This is a genomic window from Mycolicibacterium stellerae, assembly GCF_003719305.1.
In the GTDB taxonomy this organism is placed as follows: domain Bacteria; phylum Actinomycetota; class Actinomycetes; order Mycobacteriales; family Mycobacteriaceae; genus Mycobacterium; species Mycobacterium stellerae.
This window is the reverse complement of record NZ_RARC01000016.1, coordinates 36,416-57,546: the sequence shown is the minus strand read 5'-3', so window position 1 is coordinate 57,546 and position 21,131 is coordinate 36,416. Positions and strand designations below refer to the sequence as shown.

Genomic DNA, 21,131 nt, shown 5'->3' with positions numbered 1-21,131 from the left:
ATCCCCCGACACACCTGGTGTGTGCGGGGGATTGTTGCTTCTGGGCGCCCTTTACTTCTTCTCGCGCCACGCCCGCTCGAACGGCAGCCGCCACGCGTTGGGTGCGACGAGTTGGTGAATCGCGTTGGGCCCCCACGTACCTTGCGGGTATGACTTGACCGGCGGCGGGTCGGCCAGCAGGTCCTCCGAACGCTCCCAGAGCGACTCGATGCCCTCTGCGGTGGTGAACAGGGTGTGGTCGCCGCGCATCGCGTCGAGGATCAGCCGCTCGTACGCCTCGAGCACGTCGTTCATGGTGTCGGTCTCTTGAGTGGAGAACTGCATCGAGAGCTTGTCGAGCTTCATTCCGGGTCCTGGTCGCTTGCCGTAGAAGGACAGCGACACCTTGGAGTTGTCGGCGAGGTCGAAGGTGAGGTGGTCGGGTCCCTGTGAGCCGACGCCGGAGCCCGAAGGGAACATGGACCGCGGCGCCTCTTTGAACGCAATCGAGATGATCCGCATGCCCTCGGCCATCCGCTTACCCGTACGTAAGTAGACCGGGACGCCCGCCCAGCGCCAGTTGTCGATACCGACCTTCAGTGCGATGAACGTCTCGGTATCGGAATCCCTTGCCACACCCTCCAATTGGCGGTATCCCGCGAACTGGCCGCGCACCACGTCGGAACACCTGATCGGCAGCATCGACCGGAACACCTTGTTCTTCTCTTCGCTGATGGCACGCGGCTCCAGGGCCGTCGGCGGCTCCATCACGACGAACGCCATCACCTGCAACAGGTGAGTGACCACCATGTCCTTATAGGCGCCGGTGCTTTCGTAGAAGTTGGCACGCTCGTCGAGCCCGAGGGTCTCTGGGATGTCGATCTGAATGTGGTCGATGAAGTTGCGGTTCCAGATCGGCTCGAAAAGGCCGTTGGCGAACCTGAACGCCAGGATGTTCTGTGCGGCCTCTTTGCCGAGGAAGTGGTCGATGCGGAAGATCTGGCGCTCGTCAAAGGTTTCGTGCACGAAGTCGTTGAGCTCAACGGCACTCGCCAGGTCGGTACCGAACGGCTTCTCCATGACGACGCGTGACCGTTCCACCAACTTCGCGTCCCGCAGCATGGTGATGACGGCGCGGGCGGCCTTCGGCGGTACCGACAGATAGTGCAGTCGACGGACGTCGGGACCCAGCTTCTTCTCGGCCTCCTCGACGGCGGCCGCAAGCGCCTCGGGACCCGCGCCCTGCGGGACATAGGTGACCGTCTCGGCGAAGCGGTCCCACTCGTCTTTGGTGATCTTGTGCGTTCCGAAGTCGTCGATCGCCTCTTTGGCGAGCTTGAGGAAGTCGTCTCGCGAGATGTCCTCCAACGAGGTGGCGACGATCTCGATGTTGGGCGCCAGCTCCGACTGGTCCAGATACGCCAGGCCCGGGATCAACTTTCGCCGGGCCAGGTCGCCCGTCGCGCCGAATAGGACGACGACGTGCGGATCGACCGCAGAATCGTCGTTGCGGCGTGGGCGAGCGCCCGGTGCCGGATAGGAGATGGTCTGCGCTTTGCTAGTCGCCACGTTCGGCATACTTCCACCGCTGGAATCTTCGCGCACGCTATGCCGCCCTCCGCCACCGCGCAGTCACAAGTCGGACAACGTGTCGTTACCCCCGATCCCCGCCGACCAACCCTCGCGTCGCTGGTATTGCCACCATCGTCAATTTCTCAGCAACCGGATATGCAACCGGTGTAATCTCCGGGCGGTTGGGGACCACGCGGCGACGCACCTACTCAGACGAGGCTGGCCATGGCGACCGAATTCAACGGCAAGATCGAGTTGGATATCCGCAATTCCGAGCCGGATTGGGGCCCTTACGCTGCACCCACCGCACCCGAGGGCGCGCCCAACATCCTCTATCTCGTCTGGGACGACACCGGCATCGCCACATGGGACTGCTTCGGCGGTCTTGTCGAGATGCCGACGATGAGCCGCATCGCCGAACGCGGTGTTCGGCTCTCTCAGTTCCACACCACGGCGCTGTGCTCACCGACGCGCGCTTCGCTGTTGACCGGACGCAACGCCACCACCGTCGGCATGGCGACCATCGAGGAGTTCACCGACGGCTTCCCGAACTGCAACGGCCGCATCCCCGCCGATACCGCGCTGCTCCCCGAGGTGTTGAACGAGCGGGGTTACAACACCTACTGCGTCGGAAAGTGGCACCTGACACCGCTGGAGGAGTCCAATGTGGCGGCCACAAGGCGCCATTGGCCGCTGTCCCGCGGGTTCGAGAGGTTCTACGGCTTCATGGGCGGCGAGACCGACCAGTGGTATCCCGACCTGGTTTACGACAACCATCAGGTCGCTCCGCCGGCAACGCCGGAGGAGGGCTATCACCTGTCGAAGGACCTCGCCGACAAGACGATTGAGTTCATCCGCGACGCAAAGGCGGTCGCGCCGACCAAGCCGTGGTTCTCCTATCTTTGCCCAGGCGCGGGCCACGCCCCGCATCACGTCTTCAAGGAGTGGGCCGACAAATACGCAGGCAAGTTCGATATGGGCTACGAGGCCTACCGCGAGATCGTGCTTGAGAACCAGAAGAAGCTCGGCATCGTGCCGCCCGACACTGAATTGTCCCCGGTGAACCCGTATCTCGACGTGAAGGGTCCCAACGGCGAGGCCTGGCCGTACCAGGACACGGTGCGGCCGTGGGATTCGCTCAACGACGAAGAGAAGCGCCTCTTCAGCCGGATGGCCGAAGTGTTCGCCGGGTTCCTGTCCTACACCGATGCTCAGATCGGTCGCGTCCTCGATTATCTCGAGGAGTCCGGGCAGTTGGACAACACGATCATCGTCACCATCTCCGACAACGGTGCGAGCGGCGAGGGCGGACCCAACGGGTCGGTCAACGAGGTGAAGTTCTTCAACGGCTACATCGACACCGTCGAGGAGAGCATGAAGTACTTCGACCATCTCGGCGGGCCGGAGACCTACAACCACTACCCGATCGGCTGGGCGATGGCATTCAATACGCCCTACAAGCTGTTCAAGCGCTACGCCTCTCACGAGGGCGGCATCGCCGACACCGCAATCATCAGCTGGCCCAACGGAATCAAGGCGCATGGTGAGGTGCGGGACTGCTACGTCAACGTCTGCGACGTCACCCCGACGATCTACGACCTGCTGGACATCGCGCCGCCCGACGAGGTCGGTGGCATCGCACAGAAGCCGCTCGACGGCGTGAGTTTCAAAGCCGCTCTGGACGATTCGTCTGCTAACACGGGCAAGGAAACGCAGTTTTACACGATGCTCGGCACCCGCGGCATCTGGCACAAGGGCTGGTTCGCCAACTCCGTCCACGCCGCGACCCCTGCGGGATGGTCGCACTTCGAATCCGACCGGTGGGAGCTCTTCCACATCGAGTCCGACCGCAGCCAGTGCCACGATCTGGCCGCCGAGCAGCCCGACAAACTCGACGAGCTCAAGAAACTGTGGTTCGACGAGGCCGCGAAGTACAACGGGCTGCCGCTTTCCGACCTCAATATCCTGGAGACGATGACCCGCTTCCGGCCGTACCTGGTCGCCGACCGGAAGAACTTCACCTACTACCCGGACAACTCCGAGATCGGTCTCGGGGCAGCGCCGGAGCTGCGCGGCCAATCGTTCTCGGTCCTGGCCGACGTCGCGGTCGACACGACCGGCGCGGAGGGAGTGCTCTACAAGCAGGGTGCGGGGCACGGCGGCCACGTGTTGTTCGTGCAGGACGGTCGACTGCACTACATCTACAACTTCATGGGGGAGGACGAACAGAAGCTGTCGGCGCCTGACCCACTGCCGTTGGGCGACCACGTCTTCGGTGTGCGTTATGACCGCACGGGAACAGTGGAAGGCAGCCACACCCCGCTGGGTGACGTCTCGCTCTATGTCGACGGATCCGTCGTGGCGACGATGTCGCGGGTTCGTACACATCCGGCCAGCTTCGGTCTGTCGGGCGGCGGCGTGGCCGTCGGGCGCAACTCCGGGCAGGCGGTCTCCAGCAGCTACAAGGCTCCCTACCCGTTCACCGGAGGGACGATCGCCAAGGTCGTCGTCGACATCTCGGGCGCGCCCTACATCGACATCGAGCGGGAATTGGCGCAAGCGTTCGCCAAAGACTGATGATGTTGTGGTGATGCGGTTCGGTTTTACGACGTTGGTGCTGCTGACTTTGGTGACCCCCCTGGTCTCGGCATGTGTCCGGACCGACGAAGGCGTGGCGATTCGCAGCGAGAGCGCCGCGACACCCACCGCAGAGCGTCCACAGGAGCCGACGAAATCGACGGAGGACGCGGGTCCTGCGGCGCCGGGCATTGTCACCACGTCGCGCAGCCCGGTTCCTGCGGATACCGTCACCTGTTCGGAGCCGGTCAAGCCTGCCGTGTCGGCCGTCGCACAGGTATCCGATCCGGCCGCACCGAAGATCACCGTGGCCGTCCCCGACGGCTGGTCGAACGGGCCCGGTTCCGGCGACGTCGGCCTGCGGATGCAGGGTCCTGACGGCATGCTCGCGACGGTGACCATCGCGCAGACAAAGCTCGATCCCGCCGAGGCGTTCACCGAGTACGCCGACAAGGTGATGGCGGTGTCGGCGGTCAGCAGCGTGAGCGTGCTGCCCGCCGAACTCTGCGGCTACAGCGGGCAGAAGCTGATGGGCGCGTGGTCAGACACCCCGCAGCAGTCCGTGGAATTCCTCGACCGCATCGTCCACATCTGGACCAACACCGATGACTATCTGGTCGCCGTTCATGTGCAGGCACCGGCCGGAACGGACGGATTCGATGCTGCCTCAACGGTGCTCATCGAGGACTTCGCCGTCGGAATACCCTGACGTGATGCTCACTGAGCTCGTCGAGTTGCCTGGCGGATCGTTTCGGATGGGTTCGACGAGCTTCTACCCGGAAGAGGCACCGATACACACGGTGCAGGTGGCGGCGTTCGCCATCGAACGCCATCCGGTCACCAATGCGCAGTTCGCCGAGTTCGTCGACGACACCGGCTATGTCACCGTGGCCGAGCGGGACTTGGACCCAGCGCGCTATCTCGGGGCGAACCCAGCCGACCTGGTGCCGGGCGCGTTGGTGTTCCGGCCGACGTCTCGGCCCGTCGATCTGCGCGACTGGCGGCAGTGGTGGGAGTGGGAACCGGGCGCGTGCTGGCGGCATCCGTTCGGGCCGGAAAGCGGGATCGACGATCGGCGCGACCATCCCGTCGTGCAGGTGGCGTATCCCGATGCGGCCGCCTACGCGCAGTGGGCGGGCCGCCGACTGCCGAGCGAGGCCGAATGGGAGTACGCGGCGCGCGCGGGGAGCACGTCGACCTATGCGTGGGGTGAGGACGCCGTGCCGGGCGGCGAGTTGATGGCCAACACGTGGCAGGGCCGCTTCCCGTTTCAGAACAACGGCGCTCTTGGCTGGACGGGCACATCGCCGGTCGGCACGTTCCCGCCGAACGGCTACGGCTTGGTCGACATGATCGGCAACGTGTGGGAGTGGACGACGACGGAGTTCTTCGGTCACCACAGGCTCGAGGAACCGGCGCAGGGGTGTTGTCCGCCGCCCGATGATGCGGACCCGTCGATCAATCAGGCACTCAAGGGTGGCTCACATCTGTGCGCTCCGGAGTACTGCCATCGGTACCGGCCCGCGGCGCGGTCGCCGCAGTCGCAGGACAGTGCGACCACACACATCGGATTCCGCTGCGCGGCCGATACGGCCTAGTCAGGGTGTCGCTCGCGGCTAGTGTCAGCGCCGTGACCGCGAGACGCCGGGTGATTCTCTGGGGGCCAGGGTCGATCGGCAGTGAGCTGCTGACGGCGATAATCGACCACCGCGACGACCTCGAAATCGTCGGCGTGAAGGTGTATTCCGATTCCAAGAACGGGGTCGACGCAGGCGAACTGGTGGGTCGGGACCCGATCGGCGTCGCGGCAACCAACGACGACGGCGCGCTCGTCGCACTCGACGCCGACTGCGTCATCTACACACCGCGCAACGGCGACATCGACGAGGTCTGTCGCCTGCTTGCCAGCGGCAAGAACGTCGCCACGACAGTCTTCGGGTTCTATCCGCCCAGGCTGCCCGATGCCGACCATCAACGGCTGGAGGCCGCCTGCCGCGAAGGCAACACCACGTTTCACGCAAGCGGTATCAACCCCGGCAACCTGTCCGGTGTCCTGCCACTCGCGCTGTCCGGGATGAGTCGCACGATCGACAAGATCACCCTGCAGGAGCGTGCCGACATGACGCTCTACGACAGCACCGACATCAGCTTCGGCAACATGAAGTTCGGTGCGCCGTGCGACGTTGTCAACCCCGACGTCGACGAGTACCTGCGCGATATGAAATCGATGTTCGTCGAACAGATCTGGCTGCTCGGGGACGCACTCAACGCTGACCTCGACGAAGTCACCGTCGACATCGAGGCCATACCCGCGCAGGAGGACCACCAGATCTTCGACCGGCTCCTGCGCGCAGGCACCACGGCGGGCCAGCGCTGGAACATGATCGGCAGGCGCAACGGTGAACCGCGCGTGGAAATCGAGACGCTGTGGACGGTCGGCAACGAGTACCCCGAGCATTGGCCGGCGCCCGAGCACGGTTGGACGCTCACCATCGAGGGCGACCCGTCGATGCGCGTCCACTTCCTGACGCTGGCCAGCTTCACCCGCAACGCGAGCATCGCCGAGCACGCTCAAGCCGCAAACATCGCCACCGGAATGCAGGTGCTCAACGCCGTGCCCGCGGTGTGCGACGCGCCTTGCGGTTTCGCGACCAACGCGACGCTTCCGTTGATCCGCAGCGCCACCGGCTTCGCTCGCTAAGCTGACTACCCGCCGAAGCGGTCGAACCGGACGATGTCCTGCCAGATCGTTCCGGCGCTGTCGCGGAAGCTGAAGCCCGCAGGCTCGGCGAGTTCGCGCAGTTCGGGCGCGCTGAGTCGGTCCGGATCGGGAAAGCTCTCGAGAAAGACGAGCGATCCGCCGGGCTTGACGACACGCGCCAGCGATCGCAGGCAGCCCGCCTTGTCGGGGACCTCGCCGATCACGCTCACCGAGAACGCGACGTCGAAGGTGTCGTCGGGAAATGGCAGACCGGCGCCCGCGTCGCCGCTGTGGAATCCGACATTGCGGTGGCCGAACCGGTCGAGCTTGCGGCGAGCCTTGTCCAGCATCTCGGGCTGGATGTCGAAGAGTTCCAGCCGGCCACTGGGGAGTCGCCCAGCGACTTCGATGCTGAAGAAGCCGGGACCTGGCCCCAACTCGAGCACCGTCTCGGTGCCGGTCAGCTCCAGTGCGTCGGCCAACCGCCCAGGATTGGCGAGAAGGCGGCGGACCGGATTGTCGAGCAGGAAGGCGGCCTGATGCGGGTAGGGAAAGCTCCCCACCCTCCTGGACTGCCGCATCAGGGTATCCATCCAGGTCGTGGGCATTTTCGGCTCCTTTCGTCAGTTGAAGTTAGGCTACCCTTATTTAGGCCTGAATCGGGGCCTCCCCTCCGCGAGCGTGCGCAGAATGCCGCCGTGTACCGGCGTGTCGTGTGCAGACACGCACCCTCGCGGGGCAAACCGGACGGATTTGGAGCATTGCTGGTCGTCGCCTAGAATTCACTGGTTGCCTTGGGCAGACCTCGGCCAGCCGCTGATGCTTGTAGCTCTTCGCGCAAGCGCTCATCGCCGGCAGGCCCTGCGTGCTCTTCGGTGACGCAAGACCGCGCACGTCAGGGTCGGTAATCCTGCGTGCACACGTAACCAGGTCGAGGAGATCGAGTGATTCAGCAGGAATCGCGGGTGAAGGTCGCCGATAACACGGGCGCCAAGGAGATCTTGTGCATCCGCGTGCTCGGTGGCTCGTCGCGGCGATATGCCGGCATCGGCGACATCATCGTGGCCACCGTCAAGGAGGCCATCCCCGGTGGCAACGTCAAGCGCGGCGAGGTCGTCAAGGCCGTCATCGTGCGCACCGTCAAGGAGCGCCGCCGCGCCGACGGCAGCTACATCAAGTTCGACGAGAACGCCGCGGTCATCATCAAGCCGGACAACGATCCGCGCGGGACGCGCATCTTCGGCCCCGTCGGCCGTGAACTGCGCGAGAAGCGCTTCATGAAAATCGTCTCGCTCGCTCCGGAGGTGTTGTAGATGAAGGTCCACAAGGGCGACACCGTCCTGGTCGTCTCGGGCAAGGACAAGGGCGCCAAAGGCAAGGTGCTGCAGGCGTTTCCGACTCGCAACAAGATTCTTGTCGAAGGCGTCAACCGCATCAAGAAGCACACCCCGATATCCCGCACCGAGCGTGGTGCGTCCTCGGGCGGCATCGTCACCCAGGAGGCGCCGATCCACGTGTCAAACGTGATGGTGGTCGACTCCGACGGCAAGCCGACCCGCATCGGTTACCGGAAAGACGATGAGAGCGGCAAGAACGTCCGCATCGCCAAGACCAACGGCAAGGACATCTGAGAATGACCACGGCTGAGAAGACAGAGAAGTCGCTGCCCCGCCTGAAACAGCGCTACCGCGAGGAGATTCGCGACTCGCTGCAAAAGGACTTCAGCTACGGCAACGTCATGCAGATCCCCGGTGTGGTCAAGGTCGTGGTGAACATGGGCGTCGGCGACGCCGCCCGCGACGCCAAGCTGATCAACGGCGCGGTCAACGACCTGGCGCTGATCACCGGCCAGAAGCCCGAGGTGCGCAAGGCGACGAAGTCGATCGCCCAGTTCAAGCTGCGCGAAGGCATGCCGATTGGCGCCCGCGTGACGCTGCGCGGCGACCGGATGTGGGAGTTCCTGGACCGGCTGATCTCGATCGCGCTGCCGCGTATCCGCGACTTCCGTGGGTTGAGCCCCAAGCAATTCGACGGCCGCGGCAACTACACCTTCGGGTTGTCCGAGCAGTCGGTGTTCCACGAGATCGACGTGGACTCCATCGACCGCCCCCGTGGCATGGACATCACCGTCGTCACCTCGGCGACGAACGACGACGAAGGACGAGCGCTGTTGCGGGCCCTCGGCTTTCCGTTCAAGGAGAACTGAACAGATGGCAAAGAAGGCTCTGGTCAACAAGGCCAATAAGAAGCCCAAGTTCAAGGTGCGCGGCTATACCCGCTGCAACAGGTGCGGCCGTCCGCACGCGGTCTACCGCAAGTTCGGGCTGTGCCGCATCTGCCTGCGCGAGATGGCGCATGCCGGCGAGCTGCCAGGTGTGCAGAAGTCCAGCTGGTAACCCCAAGACCACGTCCCATTCGAAAGAAAGTTGCGGTAGGCCCTTAAAAAGGGGAACCGCCGCGAGGAAGGTGAACCGGCTGTCATGACCATGACGGATCCGATCGCAGATTTCTTGACACGTCTGCGCAACGCCAATTCGGCGTACCACGATGAGGTGACCCTGCCGCATTCGAAGATCAAGGCGAACATCGCCGAGATCCTCAAGGCGGAGGGCTACATCACCGACTACCACACCGAGGATGCTCGGGTGGGCAAGTCGCTGATAGTCGAGCTGAAGTACGGCCCGAGCCGTGAACGCAGCATCGCGGGCCTGCGCCGGGTGTCCAAGCCCGGTCTGCGGGTGTACGCGAAATCGACCAATTTGCCGCGGGTGCTCGGCGGCCTCGGCGTGGCGATCATCTCCACGTCCTCGGGGCTGCTGACCGACCGTCAGGCGTCACGACAAGGCGTGGGCGGCGAAGTCCTCGCCTACGTCTGGTGAGGGGGAACTAGCTATGTCGCGCATTGGAAAGCAGCCGGTTGCGATACCCGCCGGAGTCGACGTGACGATCGACGGCCAGAAAGTCTCGGTCAAGGGGCCCAAGGGCACCCTTGACCTCGCGGTGGCCGAACCGATCACGATAGCCCGAGACGACGACGGCGCCATCGTGGTGAGCCGGCCCGACGACGAGCGGCGCAACCGCTCGCTGCACGGGCTGTCGCGCACCCTGGTGGCCAACCTCGTCACCGGTGTCACCGAGGGTTACACCGTCAAGATGGAGATCTTCGGCGTCGGCTACCGCGTGGTGGCCAAGGGCAGCAACCTCGAGTTCGCTCTTGGCTACAGCCACCCGGTGCTGATCACCGCACCCGAGGGCGTCACCTTCGCGGTGGAGACGCCGACGAAGTTCTCGATCACCGGTATCGACAAGCAGAAGGTCGGCCAGATCGCCGCCAACATCCGTCGTCTGCGGAAGAATGACCCGTACAAGGGCAAGGGCATCCGCTACGAGGGTGAGCAGATCCGCCGCAAGGTCGGAAAGACAGGTAAGTAGCAATGGCTCAAGCCCAGAAGACAAAAGGCGCAAAGCAGAAGCCCGGAGCGGGGCAGAGTGTCGCAGCGGCCCGCCGCACCTCGCGGCTGCGCAGGCACGCGCGGCTGCGCAAGAAGATCGAAGGATCGGCGGAGACGCCGCGCCTGGTCGTGCACCGCTCCGCGCGCCACATCCACGTGCAGTTGGTCAACGATCTGACCGGCACCACGGTGGCGGCAGCGTCGTCCATCGAGGCCGACGTGCGCGGTGTGGATGGCGACAAGAAGGCTCACAGCAAGCGGGTCGGTCAGCTGATCGCCGAGCGCGCCAAGGCTGCCGGGATCGAGACCGTCGTGTTCGACCGGGGTGGCTACACCTACGGCGGACGGCTCGCGGCGCTGGCCGACGCGGCACGCGAAGGTGGGCTGAAGTTCTGATGATGGCGAATGACCTGAAAACAATTGGAAGGACTACGTAATGGCCGAGCAGGCAGCAGGAGCCGCCGGGCCTTCGAGTTCGGACGGCAGGCCGCCCCGCGGTGACCGCGAGGGCCGGGGACGCCGCGACGATCGTGGCGGTCGTCGCGATCGCGACGGCGGCGAAAAGAGCAACTACATCGAGCGCGTCGTCACGATCAACCGCGTCTCCAAGGTGGTCAAGGGTGGCCGGCGGTTCAGCTTCACCGCCCTGGTGATCGTCGGAGACGGCAACGGCATGGTCGGTGTCGGCTACGGCAAGGCCAAGGAAGTCCCCGCCGCGATCGCCAAGGGCGTCGAGGAGGCTCGCAAGGGTTTCTTCCGCGTTCCGCTGATCGGTGGCACCATCACCCACCCGGTTCAGGGTGAGGCCGCTGCGGGTGTGGTCATGCTGCGCCCGGCCAGCGCCGGTACCGGTGTGATCGCCGGTGGTGCTGCCCGTGCGGTGCTGGAATGCGCTGGCGTGCATGACATCCTGGCCAAGTCGCTGGGCAGTGACAACGCGATCAACGTGGTGCACGCCACCGTTGCCGCGCTGAAGCTGCTTCAGCGTCCCGAAGAGGTGGCGGCCCGCCGTGGTCTGCCCATCGAGGACGTGGCGCCCCCCAGCATGCTGCGGGCGCGCCGTGAGGCCGATGCGTTGGCCGCGACCGCCGCACGTGAAGGATCGGCATAGCCATGGCAGAGCTGAAGATCACCCAGGTGCGCAGCACCATCGGTGCGCGCTGGCGCCAGAAGGAGAGCCTGCGCTCGCTGGGACTGCGCAAGATCCGGCAGTCGGTCGTCCGTGAGGACAACGACCAGACCCGCGGGCTCATCAAGACCGTGCATCACCTCATCGAAGTAGAAGCGGTGGAGCCCGGCGATGAGCGCTCGCGCGAAGAGCAAAGGGCCAAAGCATGACGATCAAACTCCATGACCTGAAGCCGGCTCCCGGCTCGAAGACCGCCAAGACCCGGGTGGGCCGTGGCGAGGGGTCCAAGGGCAAGACCGCTGGTCGCGGTACGAAGGGTACGAAGGCCCGCAAGAACGTCCCCGCGACGTTCGAGGGTGGCCAGATGCCGATTCACATGCGGCTGCCGAAGCTCAAGGGCTTCCGCAACCGGTTCCGCACCTCCTACGAGGTCGTCAACGTCGGCGACCTGGACAAGCTGTTCCCCAAGGGCGGCGACGTCGGTGTCGAGGAACTGGTGGCGGCGGGTGCGGTCCGAAAGAACTCGCTGGTGAAGGTGCTCGGCGACGGCAAGCTGACCGTGAAGGTCAACGTCACCGCGCACAAGTTCAGCGGCAGCGCAAAGGAAAAGATCTCGGCCGCAGGCGGTTCCGCGACCGAGGCCTAACCCGCCGCGCACGACGCCAAAGCCCCCGCACGCCCGGCGTGTCGGGGGCTTTCGCTGGGCGCACCTCCCGTTTGCGGGGACTGCTCAGCGGATGCCCGCCTCGATGTCTGCGACTATCGCGTCGGCCTCTGGTCCGCAGATTGTCGGCAGATCCACCGGGCCTTCGGCCGAGATGGCGTCGACACGGCTTCTCAGGTCACCCGAGGTGACGTGGGCATACAGGCTTGCGCCCGGGCAGGTCGTCTCCGGGCTCTCGTCTCGGTGTCCTGCGAGGGTGTCTGTCGGGATTCCGAACTGCTGTGCCGCCCAAGCAAATGCGAGCGCGGCGCCATCGAGCTGCGCCGCTGTCACCCCTTCTTGGTCGAAGTCACCCTCGCAGACGACGAGGAAGTGGCCGGTGGGGTCGTAATTCGTTGCGGTGTCGCCGACTAGGTTCGGATCCCTGAGTTGGTAGATGTTCCCGTTGCGGTCGACGCTGAGGTGGTAGGCGATATCGATCCACCCTTGCGATTCCTGGTGATATCGCTGGTGCTGGCGAAGGCGCGCGGGCGCGTTCGCATTGTTGCCGAGCAGCACCTCTGTGTGGTGAACCGCCATCCTGTTCAGGGTGTGGGGTGTGCCGCCGGGCCGCGCCGAAGCGGCGCCCCAAGCCTTCCGGCACAGCACGACTGATGAACTGGGAGGCGATGCCGCCGCTGCTACCGGCTCCGTCGAGCAGGCGTTGACGGCGGCGACGGCGAGGCCAGCCATCCCGGCCCGGTGCAACAGTCTGCGACGGCTGATCTCCGAGCCGCTGCCTGACCGATGGAGCGGGAACGCATCCATAGCGTCACGATACGCAACCGCTTGGCTCGCTCACCGCAATTGCGGGATCACCTCGGCGGCAAGCCGTTCCATCTGCTCGCGGTCTTCGGCAACGTTCCTGCCGACCGGGTTCAGCAGCACCATCCCGGCGCCCGCGTCGATCACCTCACCGACACCGCGCACGACGTCGTCTGGTGTGCCTGACACCGGGACATCCTCGATGCCCGGCATGTCTCCATAGATGCGGTGCAGTCCGGCGACCACCCGCTCGCGGGCATGCCCCGCGTCGTCGTCGACGGTCACGTATACCCGCTTACCGATGGTGAATCGCGTTGCGTCCTTACCTTGTTCGTCGAGTTCGTGGCGGACCGTCCGCACCGCCTTGGCGAACGTCTCCGTGGTCGACGAGCCCGCACCGATGAAGGCGTCTCCGAGACGCACGGCTCGGGCCAGCGCCTTGGGGGCGGTGCCGCCGATCCATAGCGGCGGGTGTGGGCGCTGCACCGGCTTCGGCGCAATCGGCAGGCCGTCGACGTCGCGGAACCGGCCGTGGAACGTCACCTTCGGTTCGTCGGACCACGAAGCCTTCATCAGCTCGATGCCTTCGGTGAAGTAACTGACGAACGTCGAGGGATCCACACCGAACGCCGGAAACGGTCTGCGCTTTCCGCCGTGGCCGATGCCGACGTCGACCCTGCCGTGGCTGAGACGGTCGACGGCGGTGACGGCCCACGCCAGCTGCAGCGGGTCGTGCAGCGTGGTGATCAGCACCGCAACGCCCAGCCGCAGCCGGGTCGTACAGGAGGCGGCGTATGCGAGCATCTCCAGCGGCGCGATCTGCGGCGAGCCGCCGACGACCTGCTCCATCGTCCAGCCGCCTTCGAAGCCGAGCTCCTCGGCACGGGCGAGGTAGGCCTTGACGCCTGCATCGTCGAAGCGGTCGTAGTCCAGCTGGGGGATTGAGATCGAGAACCTCACGATTCCACGGTAGGCGTCGAAGCTGAACGCGCACTCGCGTCGGTAGGCTCGGGCCATGTTCAGCTTCCTGCCCGGCATTCCCGGCGCCGACGACCTGCGCTCTTTGGTCCGCAAAGTAGATACCGCCCGCCACCACGGGGTGCCTGACGGTTGCGTGCTCGAGCTAGATCTGATGTCCGCGCCGCCCGAGGCGAGCGGGTTCGACCCGATGGCGATCATCGGTGGCAGCGGCAGGCCGCTTGTGCTCAGGGAGGCCATCGCGGCGATTCACCGGGCGGCAGAAGACCCGCGCATATCGGGCCTGATCGCCCGGGTGCAGATCCCGGCCGCCGCGGCAGGACCGGTCCAGGAGCTTCGCGACGCGATTGCCGCGTTCAGCGACGTCAAGCCCTCGCTGGCATGGGCCGAGACCTATCCGGGCACGCTGTCCTACTACCTGGCGTCGGCGTTCCGTGAGGTCTGGATGCAGCCGTCGGGAACCGTCGGCCTCGTCGGCTTCGCGACCAGCGCGCTGTTCCTGCGCGACGCACTCGACAAGGCGGGCATCGAGGCGCAGTTCGTCGCCCGCGGCGAATACAAGTCCGCCGCAAACCTTTTCACGCAGGACCGCTACACCGACGCTCATCGCGAGGCGGACAGCCGGCTGCTGGACAGCCTGCACAACCAGGTGTGGCGTGCCATCGCCGAATCCCGGCACATCGAACCGGCCGCGGTCGACGAGCTGGCGAACAAGGCGCCGCTGCTGCGCGACGACGCCGTCACCGGACGGCTGGTCGACCGGATCGGCTTCCGCGACGAGGCCTACGCGCGCATCGGTGAACTTGTTGGGGGGCCGGGCATTTCGCCGGAAACCGGCGATGCCGACAGCCCCGATGCACCGCCGCGGCTTTACCTTTCGCGTTACGCCAAGGCGACGGCGAACCGGCCGGGCCCGCACATGCCGTCGATCCCCGGCCGCAAGTCCAAGCCGACGATCGCCGTCGTCACCCTGCATGGGCCGATCGTCAGCGGTCGCGGTGGCCCGCAGGTGCTGCCGTTCGGCAACTCCAGCGCAGGCGGGGACACGATCGCCGCGGCGCTGCGCGAGGCCGCCGCCGACGACTCGGTGTCGGCGATCGTGCTGCGCGTCGACAGCCCAGGCGGCTCGGTCACCGGGTCGGAGACGATCTGGCGGGAAGTGAGCCGGGTCCGCGACGGCGGCACACCCGTCGTCGCATCCATGGGTGCGGTGGCGGCATCTGGTGGCTACTACGTGTCGATGGGTGCCGACGCGATCGTCGCCAACGCGTGCACGATCACCGGATCCATCGGCGTGGTGACCGGCAAGCTGGTGGCCCGCGAACTCAAGGACCGGCTCGGCGTCGGCTCGGATTCGGTGCGCACCAACTCCAACGCCGACGCCTGGTCGATCAACAAGCCGTTCACCGACGAGCAGCACGCTCAGGTCGAGGCCGAGGCCGATCTGTTCTACACCGACTTCATCGAACGCGTCGCGCAGGGACGCAAGCTCGCCGTGGACGCCGTCGACGCGGTGGCCCGCGGCAGGGTGTGGACCGGCGCCGACGCACTCGAGAAGGGCCTTGTCGACGAACTCGGCGGGCTGCGCACCGCGATCAACCGGGCCAAGGTGCTTGCCGGGCACGACGAGGACGACGACGTCCGCATCGTCAGCTATCCGGGCTCCTCGTTCCTGGAGTTCCTGCGCCCCAAGCCGTCATCACAACCGGCCGCGGCCTCGTTGTCCGAGGCGGTCGCGGCGATTCTCGGCCGGTCCGTGGTGGAGATGTTCGGCCAGGCGGAGCGGTCGTTGACCGGGGTCTCCGCGTTGTGGTTGGGCGACTACCGCTTCTAGGTCCGCCGGCGTCACGCCGCCTTCTGCAATCCGGCACCGGTGAGGAGGTAGCCCGGCGCGATCGTCGTCGAATCCTCGCAGACGAGGTCGACGAGGGCCGATCCTGCCAGCTCCGGGGTCACGACCTGGCCGAGTTGATAAAGGAAGTCCTGCTCGGACTGCCCGCTGCGGGCCGAATACGCCCGGATCCCTCTTTTTCCGACATCCCCGAACGGAGTCATCCTCGGCATGACCGCGGTGACGCTGATGTCGAGGCCGCTGCGGCGCGACTCCTCCTGGGCATACGCGGCGATGAATCGCTGGGTGGCCTTCGCGCCGGCATATCCGCCGCTGGCCGGCGAACCGTTGATCGCGGCGCCGCTGCTGACCACGACCACCCGGCTGCCAGGGGGCATTGGTTGCAGCAGCGCCTCACGGAGCCATGTGAATGCGATCTTCACATCGGTGTGCCAATTGGCGGAGAACGTTTCCCATGTCTGGTGCTGGATCGATCGCATGACCGGATTCGCGCCCGCAACGATGATCAGAACCGCAGGCTTGTGCCGGTCCATCAGATTCCAGGCCATCGTCGCGTCGGTTGCATCCGCCGCTTCGACCTGGATGTTCTTACTGACCGCGGCCACCTCGTCGAGTGCAGGCCGGGAGCGGGCGACCGCGACCACGGGGGCACCCGCTTCGTCGAATGCGAGGGCGATACCGCGGCCGAGGCCCCGACTGGCACCGACGACGAGGGTCGTCATGTCCGACAGATCACTCATGGTGTCCATTCCTTTCGCGCGGCTCCTTCGTAGAGCCGTCGAATGTGTAGACACCCAAGACCGACGAATCGGGCGCCGTTCTTCCGCCCAGTTTCCGGCCCGGCGGTTGTCAATACTTTGAGGCTGCCGATGAGGGCGAGCCGTAGACGCGAGGGTGAAGTGATGACAGCCGACCTGTTGATCAGGGCGCAGGCCGGGGACGGCGAAGCGTTCCGCGAGTTGACCGAACCCCACCGGCGGGAGTTGGGGGTGCACTGCTATCGGATGCTGGGCTCTTACCAGGACGCCGAGGATGTCCTGCAGGACACGATGCTGTCGGCATGGCAAGGCCTGCGCACCTTCGAAGGCCGTGCGTCGATCCGGACGTGGCTCTACCGCATCGCGACGAACCGATGCCTCAATGCTCTGCGCTCTAACCATCGACGCCCGGCCAAGGAGTGGGAGATGGCCGACATGAATGTGCCCGAGCCGACACGGCTGGGTGAAATCGTTTGGCTCGAGCCGTATCCCGACATCCTGCGGGAAGCCACGGTGGACATCGCGGGCCCGGAAGCGCGGTACGAGCAGGCCGAAGCCATCTCGCTGGCCTTTGTCACCGCACTGCAGCTGCTACCGCCTCGGCAACGCGCGGTGCTCATCTTGCGGGAGGTGCTGGGATATCACGCGATCGAGGTCGCCGAGATGCTCGATTCGTCCGTCGAATCGGTCACCAGCGCACTCAAACGTGCCAGGGCCACTCTGCAGCAGCGGCTTCCCGTTCGCGATGGGGAACAACCTCCGCCACCTGATTCGCCGGCTGAGCGGGCACTGGTGGCCAAGTTTGTCCGTGCGTTCGAAGCCGGTGACGTCGACGGCCTGGTCGAGATTCTGACTGCCGACGTGAACCTTTCCATGCCGCCGGTACCTCTGGAATATCAAGGCCGCGACGTGGTCGCCCGCTTCTACACCGTCATGTTCGGCAGCGGCAGGCGTTACCGGCTGGTGCCGACACGGTCAAACGGCCAGCCGGCGTTCGCGACGTACCTTCAGGCTTCCACCGGCGGGATCTGCCACGGGGCAGGCCTTCTGGTGCTCACCCTCGCAGGCGATCGGATCTGCGCGTTGACGCGATTCGAAAGCGATGCGCTCCGTTGGTTCGGGCTGCCTCGATCGCTGCGCGAGCGCGGCTGAGGGGGTCATCGACCGGCGGCCGCCGCGCCGCGCCACGAGCGGGGCGACGTACCGTGCACCCGGCGAAAGAGCCGGCTGAAATAGCCGGGGTCCGCCATGCCGACTCGACGCGCAATCTCGCCGACGGACAAGTCTGTCTCGGCGAGGAGGCGGCGCGCCTCTGCCATTCTGCGTTCGCTGATCCAATCCACCACGGTGCGTCCGGTGCGTCGGCGCACCACGGTGGTCAGATGTCCCGGGGTCAAGCCGATCTCGTGTGCCACCTCCCGCAGTGACAGCGGCTCGGCGTGGCGCCGTTCGATCACCGCGAACACGTCTGCCAGCAGCGGTTCGCCGGCCCGCGTCAGATCGTCGACGACATCTCCCGCCAGCCGGGCGACATCGATGAGCAGCAGGGTCAGGTGCGAAACGGCTGCCTGCCGGTAACCCTCACGCCGTTCGGTCAATTCCGTGTCGATCGAACCGATGGCGGTGTCCCATACGGAACGCCTCTCCGGTGGCACCCGCAATTCCAGGAGGCCGCCGGGCTGCCCGTGCAGGAACGGGGACAGCAATGGATGCCCATTCCACGCGGGCCATCGCGGCGTGCCGCCACCGCCGAGCACGGACGGGTCGAAGAAAATCCCGACGCCGTCCTCGCGGTCGGCCATCCGCGCCGGGTCGAGCACCTCGCCTGCTGCGGCCACGTAGACGAGGCCATCCGTCGCGGCATACCACAGCGCAGGAAAGTCGTGAATGTGTCGGCCGCGTTCCAGCACGTCATGGCGGCCCCCGCGGACCAGCGAAACCGGAGGTACGTCCAGCCCGGTCGGATATGCATACACGGGGACGCCGCCCCGATGCCGGACGAAACGGGCCAACTGGCTCATCAGCCAAAGATAGTCCAGGTTCTGTCAACTATCGACTAATTATGTTGATAAAGAAGCGTTCACCATGGGGGACATGACCGAACATCATCCATATAGTCCAGTCGGGGACTCTGCGGACAGGCGCGACTACCTGCCCGCCGCCGGCCTGCATGCACTGCTGCCCGGCTATGACCTGCTGACCCGCCTGCTCGGCATGCGCAAGAACTACGACAACCTGGTCGCTCAGGCCGAGTTGGTTGACGGGCTGCGGGTGCTGGAAATTGGCTGCGGCACAGGCAACGTCACCATCCTCGCCAAGCGGCGACAACCAGGAGCGGAGTTGGTCGGTATCGACCCCGACCCGAAGGCGCTTGCCCGCGCGCAGCGCAAGGCGCTTGGACTGACCGGAATCCACTTCGACCGCGGCTACGCCCAGAGCCTGCCATTCGCCGACGGCGAATTCGACCGCGTGCTGTCCTCGATGATGCTGCACCACTTGGACGACGAGACGAAGGCCGCCGCGGCCGCCGAGGTTTTTCGCGTGCTACGCCCCGGCGGCAGGCTGCACATCCTCGATGTCGGTGGCCACATGACGGCCGCAGATGGCTTCGCCGCGCGACGCATGCTCGGCAACGCGCACGCCGCCGGCAACCTCGGCGACGCGATACCGCGGCTCCTGGTCGACGCGGGGTTCGACTGTCGCGAGGTGGCAACGCAGCGGCATCGCTTCATCGGAAGGCTGACGTTCTATTGCGCCACGCGCCCGGGCGCCTAGGCCGGGACCAATCACCGCGAGCGTGCACGCTTGCACGCAATTTCGCGGCGTGTCGTGTGCAGACACGCACGCTCGCGGTGCAGGGCTAGCGCTTGACGGCGCTGACGTAGCTCATATCGGCGAAGAAGCCGATTGCGCCGTCCTCGGGAAACTCGAAGCCGTTGTCGGTGTAGGCATCCGGCATCTTTCTCGCCGAGACATCCCAGCCCCGATCCTCGAGGTAGGAGATGACGTCACTGCGCTTCTCGTGATAGATCAGGTCGCCCATCTCGAAGTCGTGGCCGTATTGCTTGAGCCGATCCGAGATCAGCTGCGACCGCTCATCGGAGAACATGCTGACATCCGGGATGTGCTCAGTGGCGACCCGACTGCCGGGCGCGCTGAGCTCGTCGATCCTGTCGAACAAAAGATCCTGCGCCTCTGGTGGCAGATAGATGAGCAGACCCTCGGCGGTCCACGCTGTCGGTTGACTGGGGTCGAACCCGTTGTCCGACAATGCTTTCGGCCAGACCTCGCGGAGATCGATGGCGACCGTGCGACGGACCGCCTTGGCTTGTGCACCCAACTCGGCCAGCGTGCGCGACTTGAACTCGATCACCTCGGGCTGGTCGACCTCGAACACGGTGGTGCCGTCCGGCCACGGCAATCGGTAGGCCCTGGCGTCCAATCCCGCCGCCAGGATCACGGCCTGACGGACGCCGTCGGCGGCGGCGTCGGTGAAAAGCCGGTCGAAGTGACGTGTGCGCACCGCCATGCCCCTTGCCGCCCGCTCGATGCTGAACCGGGGATCGACGTCCTCGAGGTTGATCTCTCCGTCGAGCGCGCGAACGAAGAAGTCGAGGCCGACGGCGCGCACCAGCGGCTCGGCGTACGGATCGTCGATCAACCCCTCGCGATGGGCGAGCACGCGTTGTGCGGCGACCATGGTCGCCGTCGCGCCAACACTGGAGGCCAGGTCCCAGGAATCGTTGTCAGTTCGGGCCATCATGCTCCCTGCAGTGTCGCCGTCAGATAACCGGAATCGCCCATTATCCTGACCAATTCGTCGTCGGGAAGGGCGAAGCCGTGTCCGTCGTAGAGCGCCTTGGTTGAATAGACGGCGACCTGCCACCCGTGCGACGACAGGTAGTTGCGGGCCTCGTTTCGCTCTCCCGCGTAGAAGAGGTCACTCAGATTGATGTCCGAGCCCGCGCGGCGCCATCGGTCGCTGATTCGATCGGCCCAATCGGCGGGCAGGTTGGTGGTGTCCATGTGCTCGGTCGCCAGGCGACTGCCTGCGGCCGACAGCGCTGTGACGTGGTCGAACAACCGGTCCTGCGCGTCGGGCGGCAGATACGGCAACAAACCCTCGGCGATCCACGCGGTCGGCTGAGCCGAATCGAACCCTGCCGCACGCAGAGCCGACGGCCAGTCGTCGCGCAGGTCGATGGCGACGGTCTTGCGCTGCGCCTTCGGCGCGGCGCCGAGCTCGTCGAGCGTCGCGGTCTTGAACGCGATGACCTCGGGCTGATCGACTTCGTACACATCGGTATTCGCGGGCCAACTCAACCGGTAGGCCCGGGTATCCAGGCCCGCCGCCAGAATGACGGCCTGCCGTATCCCTGCCTCGGAGGCGACGGAGAAGAAGTCGTCGAAAAACCTTGTGCGGACCGCAATCTGCTCGCTCATCGCTCTGCGGGTCATCACCGGATCGTCCGCCTTGAAAGACTCACCGTTGACGACCCTCACGAATTCGTCGAGGCCGACCGCGCGTACCAGCGGCTCGGCGTAGGGGTCGTCGAGGAGTGCGTCGGGGCCCTGGGAGGCGACGGCGCGGGACGCCGCGACCGCGGTGGCGGTGGCTCCCACGCTGGATGCCAGATCCCAACTGTCGTTGTCTGTCCGTGCCAC

At 65.7% G+C, this 21,131-nt stretch carries 25 protein-coding genes; 17 read left to right on the top strand and 8 right to left on the bottom strand.

What is annotated here, in order from left to right; genetic code table 11:
• Positions 1-51: 51 nt before the first annotated feature.
• Positions 52-1,548, bottom strand: coding sequence for a glucose-6-phosphate dehydrogenase (gene zwf, locus D6M19_RS19680; protein WP_123027002.1), 1,497 nt, complete (start codon positions 1,546-1,548; stop codon positions 52-54).
• Between the two features lie 228 nt (positions 1,549-1,776).
• Here zwf and D6M19_RS19675 point away from each other — a divergent pair, with 228 nt between their 5' ends.
• From D6M19_RS19675 to D6M19_RS19660, 4 genes are read left to right on the top strand one after another with little or no spacing between them, the layout of a single operon-like run.
• On the top strand, positions 1,777-4,128 hold the full coding sequence (locus D6M19_RS19675; protein ID WP_123026931.1) for an arylsulfatase: 2,352 nt from the start codon (positions 1,777-1,779) through the stop codon (positions 4,126-4,128).
• 13 nt (positions 4,129-4,141) lie between these two features.
• Positions 4,142-4,837, top strand: a complete 696-nt coding sequence (locus D6M19_RS19670) for a hypothetical protein (RefSeq protein WP_123027001.1) — start codon at positions 4,142-4,144, stop codon at positions 4,835-4,837.
• Positions 4,838-4,841: 4 nt separating this feature from the next.
• Positions 4,842-5,726: a formylglycine-generating enzyme family protein gene (locus tag D6M19_RS19665; protein ID WP_123027000.1), complete on the top strand. Its 885-nt coding sequence runs from the start codon at positions 4,842-4,844 to the stop codon at positions 5,724-5,726.
• Positions 5,727-5,758: 32 nt separating this feature from the next.
• Positions 5,759-6,829, top strand: a complete 1,071-nt coding sequence (locus D6M19_RS19660) for an NAD(P)H-dependent amine dehydrogenase family protein (protein WP_123026999.1) — start codon at positions 5,759-5,761, stop codon at positions 6,827-6,829.
• Positions 6,830-6,834: 5 nt separating this feature from the next.
• Here the strand turns inward: D6M19_RS19660 and D6M19_RS19655 are convergent, their stop codons facing one another.
• Positions 6,835-7,422 carry a class I SAM-dependent methyltransferase gene (locus tag D6M19_RS19655; protein WP_164478592.1) on the bottom strand — a complete coding sequence of 196 codons (588 nt, stop codon included), beginning with the start codon at positions 7,420-7,422 and terminating at the stop codon, positions 6,835-6,837.
• Positions 7,423-7,773: 351 nt separating this feature from the next.
• On the opposite strand from D6M19_RS19655, the gene rplN reads away from it, so the two are divergent.
• From rplN to rplO, 10 genes are all read left to right on the top strand, one after another.
• Positions 7,774-8,142, top strand: a complete 369-nt coding sequence (gene rplN, locus D6M19_RS19650; protein ID WP_123026929.1) for a 50S ribosomal protein L14 — start codon at positions 7,774-7,776, stop codon at positions 8,140-8,142.
• Entirely contained in the window at positions 8,143-8,460 is a 318-nt protein-coding gene (gene rplX / locus D6M19_RS19645; RefSeq protein ID WP_123026928.1) for a 50S ribosomal protein L24, read from the top strand.
• Positions 8,461-8,462: 2 nt separating this feature from the next.
• Complete coding sequence (gene rplE, locus D6M19_RS19640) at positions 8,463-9,035, top strand: 50S ribosomal protein L5 (protein ID WP_123026927.1); 573 nt, start codon at positions 8,463-8,465, stop codon at positions 9,033-9,035.
• Positions 9,036-9,039: 4 nt separating this feature from the next.
• Complete coding sequence (locus tag D6M19_RS19635) at positions 9,040-9,225, top strand: type Z 30S ribosomal protein S14 (protein ID WP_006245130.1); 186 nt, start codon at positions 9,040-9,042, stop codon at positions 9,223-9,225.
• An 84-nt stretch (positions 9,226-9,309) separates the two neighbouring features.
• A complete protein-coding gene (rpsH, locus tag D6M19_RS19630) occupies positions 9,310-9,708 on the top strand; it encodes a 30S ribosomal protein S8 (protein ID WP_123026926.1) in 399 nt (132 codons plus the stop codon).
• Positions 9,709-9,721: 13 nt separating this feature from the next.
• Positions 9,722-10,261: a 50S ribosomal protein L6 gene (gene rplF, locus D6M19_RS19625; RefSeq protein WP_123026925.1), complete on the top strand. Its 540-nt coding sequence runs from the start codon at positions 9,722-9,724 to the stop codon at positions 10,259-10,261.
• Between the two features lie 2 nt (positions 10,262-10,263).
• Positions 10,264-10,677 carry a 50S ribosomal protein L18 gene (gene rplR, locus D6M19_RS19620; protein WP_123026924.1) on the top strand — a complete coding sequence of 138 codons (414 nt, stop codon included), beginning with the start codon at positions 10,264-10,266 and terminating at the stop codon, positions 10,675-10,677.
• Positions 10,678-10,717: 40 nt separating this feature from the next.
• Entirely contained in the window at positions 10,718-11,392 is a 675-nt protein-coding gene (rpsE, locus tag D6M19_RS19615; protein ID WP_123026923.1) for a 30S ribosomal protein S5, read from the top strand.
• 2 nt (positions 11,393-11,394) lie between these two features.
• Positions 11,395-11,619, top strand: a complete 225-nt coding sequence (gene rpmD / locus D6M19_RS19610) for a 50S ribosomal protein L30 (RefSeq protein WP_123026922.1) — start codon at positions 11,395-11,397, stop codon at positions 11,617-11,619.
• Positions 11,616-12,056 carry a 50S ribosomal protein L15 gene (rplO, locus tag D6M19_RS19605; protein ID WP_123026921.1) on the top strand — a complete coding sequence of 147 codons (441 nt, stop codon included), beginning with the start codon at positions 11,616-11,618 and terminating at the stop codon, positions 12,054-12,056. Before rpmD ends, rplO begins: the two co-directional genes overlap by 4 nt.
• 84 nt (positions 12,057-12,140) lie before the next feature.
• Here the strand turns inward: rplO and D6M19_RS19600 are convergent, their stop codons facing one another.
• Positions 12,141-12,881, bottom strand: coding sequence for a peptidoglycan recognition protein family protein (locus tag D6M19_RS19600; RefSeq protein WP_234834945.1), 741 nt, complete (start codon positions 12,879-12,881; stop codon positions 12,141-12,143).
• A 30-nt stretch (positions 12,882-12,911) separates the two neighbouring features.
• Positions 12,912-13,838, bottom strand: a complete 927-nt coding sequence (locus tag D6M19_RS19595; RefSeq protein ID WP_164478584.1) for an LLM class flavin-dependent oxidoreductase — start codon at positions 13,836-13,838, stop codon at positions 12,912-12,914.
• A gap of 55 nt (positions 13,839-13,893) precedes the next feature.
• On the opposite strand from D6M19_RS19595, the gene sppA reads away from it, so the two are divergent.
• Complete coding sequence (sppA, locus tag D6M19_RS19590) at positions 13,894-15,690, top strand: signal peptide peptidase SppA (protein WP_123026920.1); 1,797 nt, start codon at positions 13,894-13,896, stop codon at positions 15,688-15,690.
• 11 nt (positions 15,691-15,701) lie between these two features.
• Here sppA and D6M19_RS19585 read toward each other — a convergent pair whose 3' ends face one another.
• Positions 15,702-16,448: an SDR family oxidoreductase gene (locus tag D6M19_RS19585; RefSeq protein ID WP_123026996.1), complete on the bottom strand. Its 747-nt coding sequence runs from the start codon at positions 16,446-16,448 to the stop codon at positions 15,702-15,704.
• A 162-nt stretch (positions 16,449-16,610) separates the two neighbouring features.
• Between D6M19_RS19585 and D6M19_RS19580 the strand changes: the two genes are divergently transcribed.
• A complete protein-coding gene (locus D6M19_RS19580) occupies positions 16,611-17,618 on the top strand; it encodes a sigma-70 family RNA polymerase sigma factor (protein ID WP_123026919.1) in 1,008 nt (335 codons plus the stop codon).
• A 5-nt stretch (positions 17,619-17,623) separates the two neighbouring features.
• Here the strand turns inward: D6M19_RS19580 and D6M19_RS19575 are convergent, their stop codons facing one another.
• On the bottom strand, positions 17,624-18,487 hold the full coding sequence (locus tag D6M19_RS19575) for a helix-turn-helix transcriptional regulator (RefSeq protein ID WP_123026918.1): 864 nt from the start codon (positions 18,485-18,487) through the stop codon (positions 17,624-17,626).
• A gap of 73 nt (positions 18,488-18,560) precedes the next feature.
• Between D6M19_RS19575 and D6M19_RS19570 the strand changes: the two genes are divergently transcribed.
• Positions 18,561-19,241 (top strand): class I SAM-dependent methyltransferase, encoded by a 681-nt coding sequence (locus D6M19_RS19570; protein WP_123026995.1) that lies wholly within the window; start codon positions 18,561-18,563, stop codon positions 19,239-19,241.
• Positions 19,242-19,326: 85 nt separating this feature from the next.
• On the opposite strand, the gene D6M19_RS19565 is transcribed toward D6M19_RS19570, so the two are convergent.
• Both D6M19_RS19565 and D6M19_RS19560 read right to left on the bottom strand, forming a co-directional pair.
• The gene (locus D6M19_RS19565; RefSeq protein WP_123026917.1) at positions 19,327-20,226 is read right to left on the bottom strand and encodes a class I SAM-dependent methyltransferase; all 900 of its coding nucleotides are present in this window, start codon (positions 20,224-20,226) and stop codon (positions 19,327-19,329) included.
• Positions 20,226-21,131, bottom strand: coding sequence for an SAM-dependent methyltransferase (locus D6M19_RS19560; protein WP_123026916.1), 906 nt, complete (start codon positions 21,129-21,131; stop codon positions 20,226-20,228). The genes D6M19_RS19565 and D6M19_RS19560 overlap by 1 nt, the downstream gene beginning before the upstream one ends.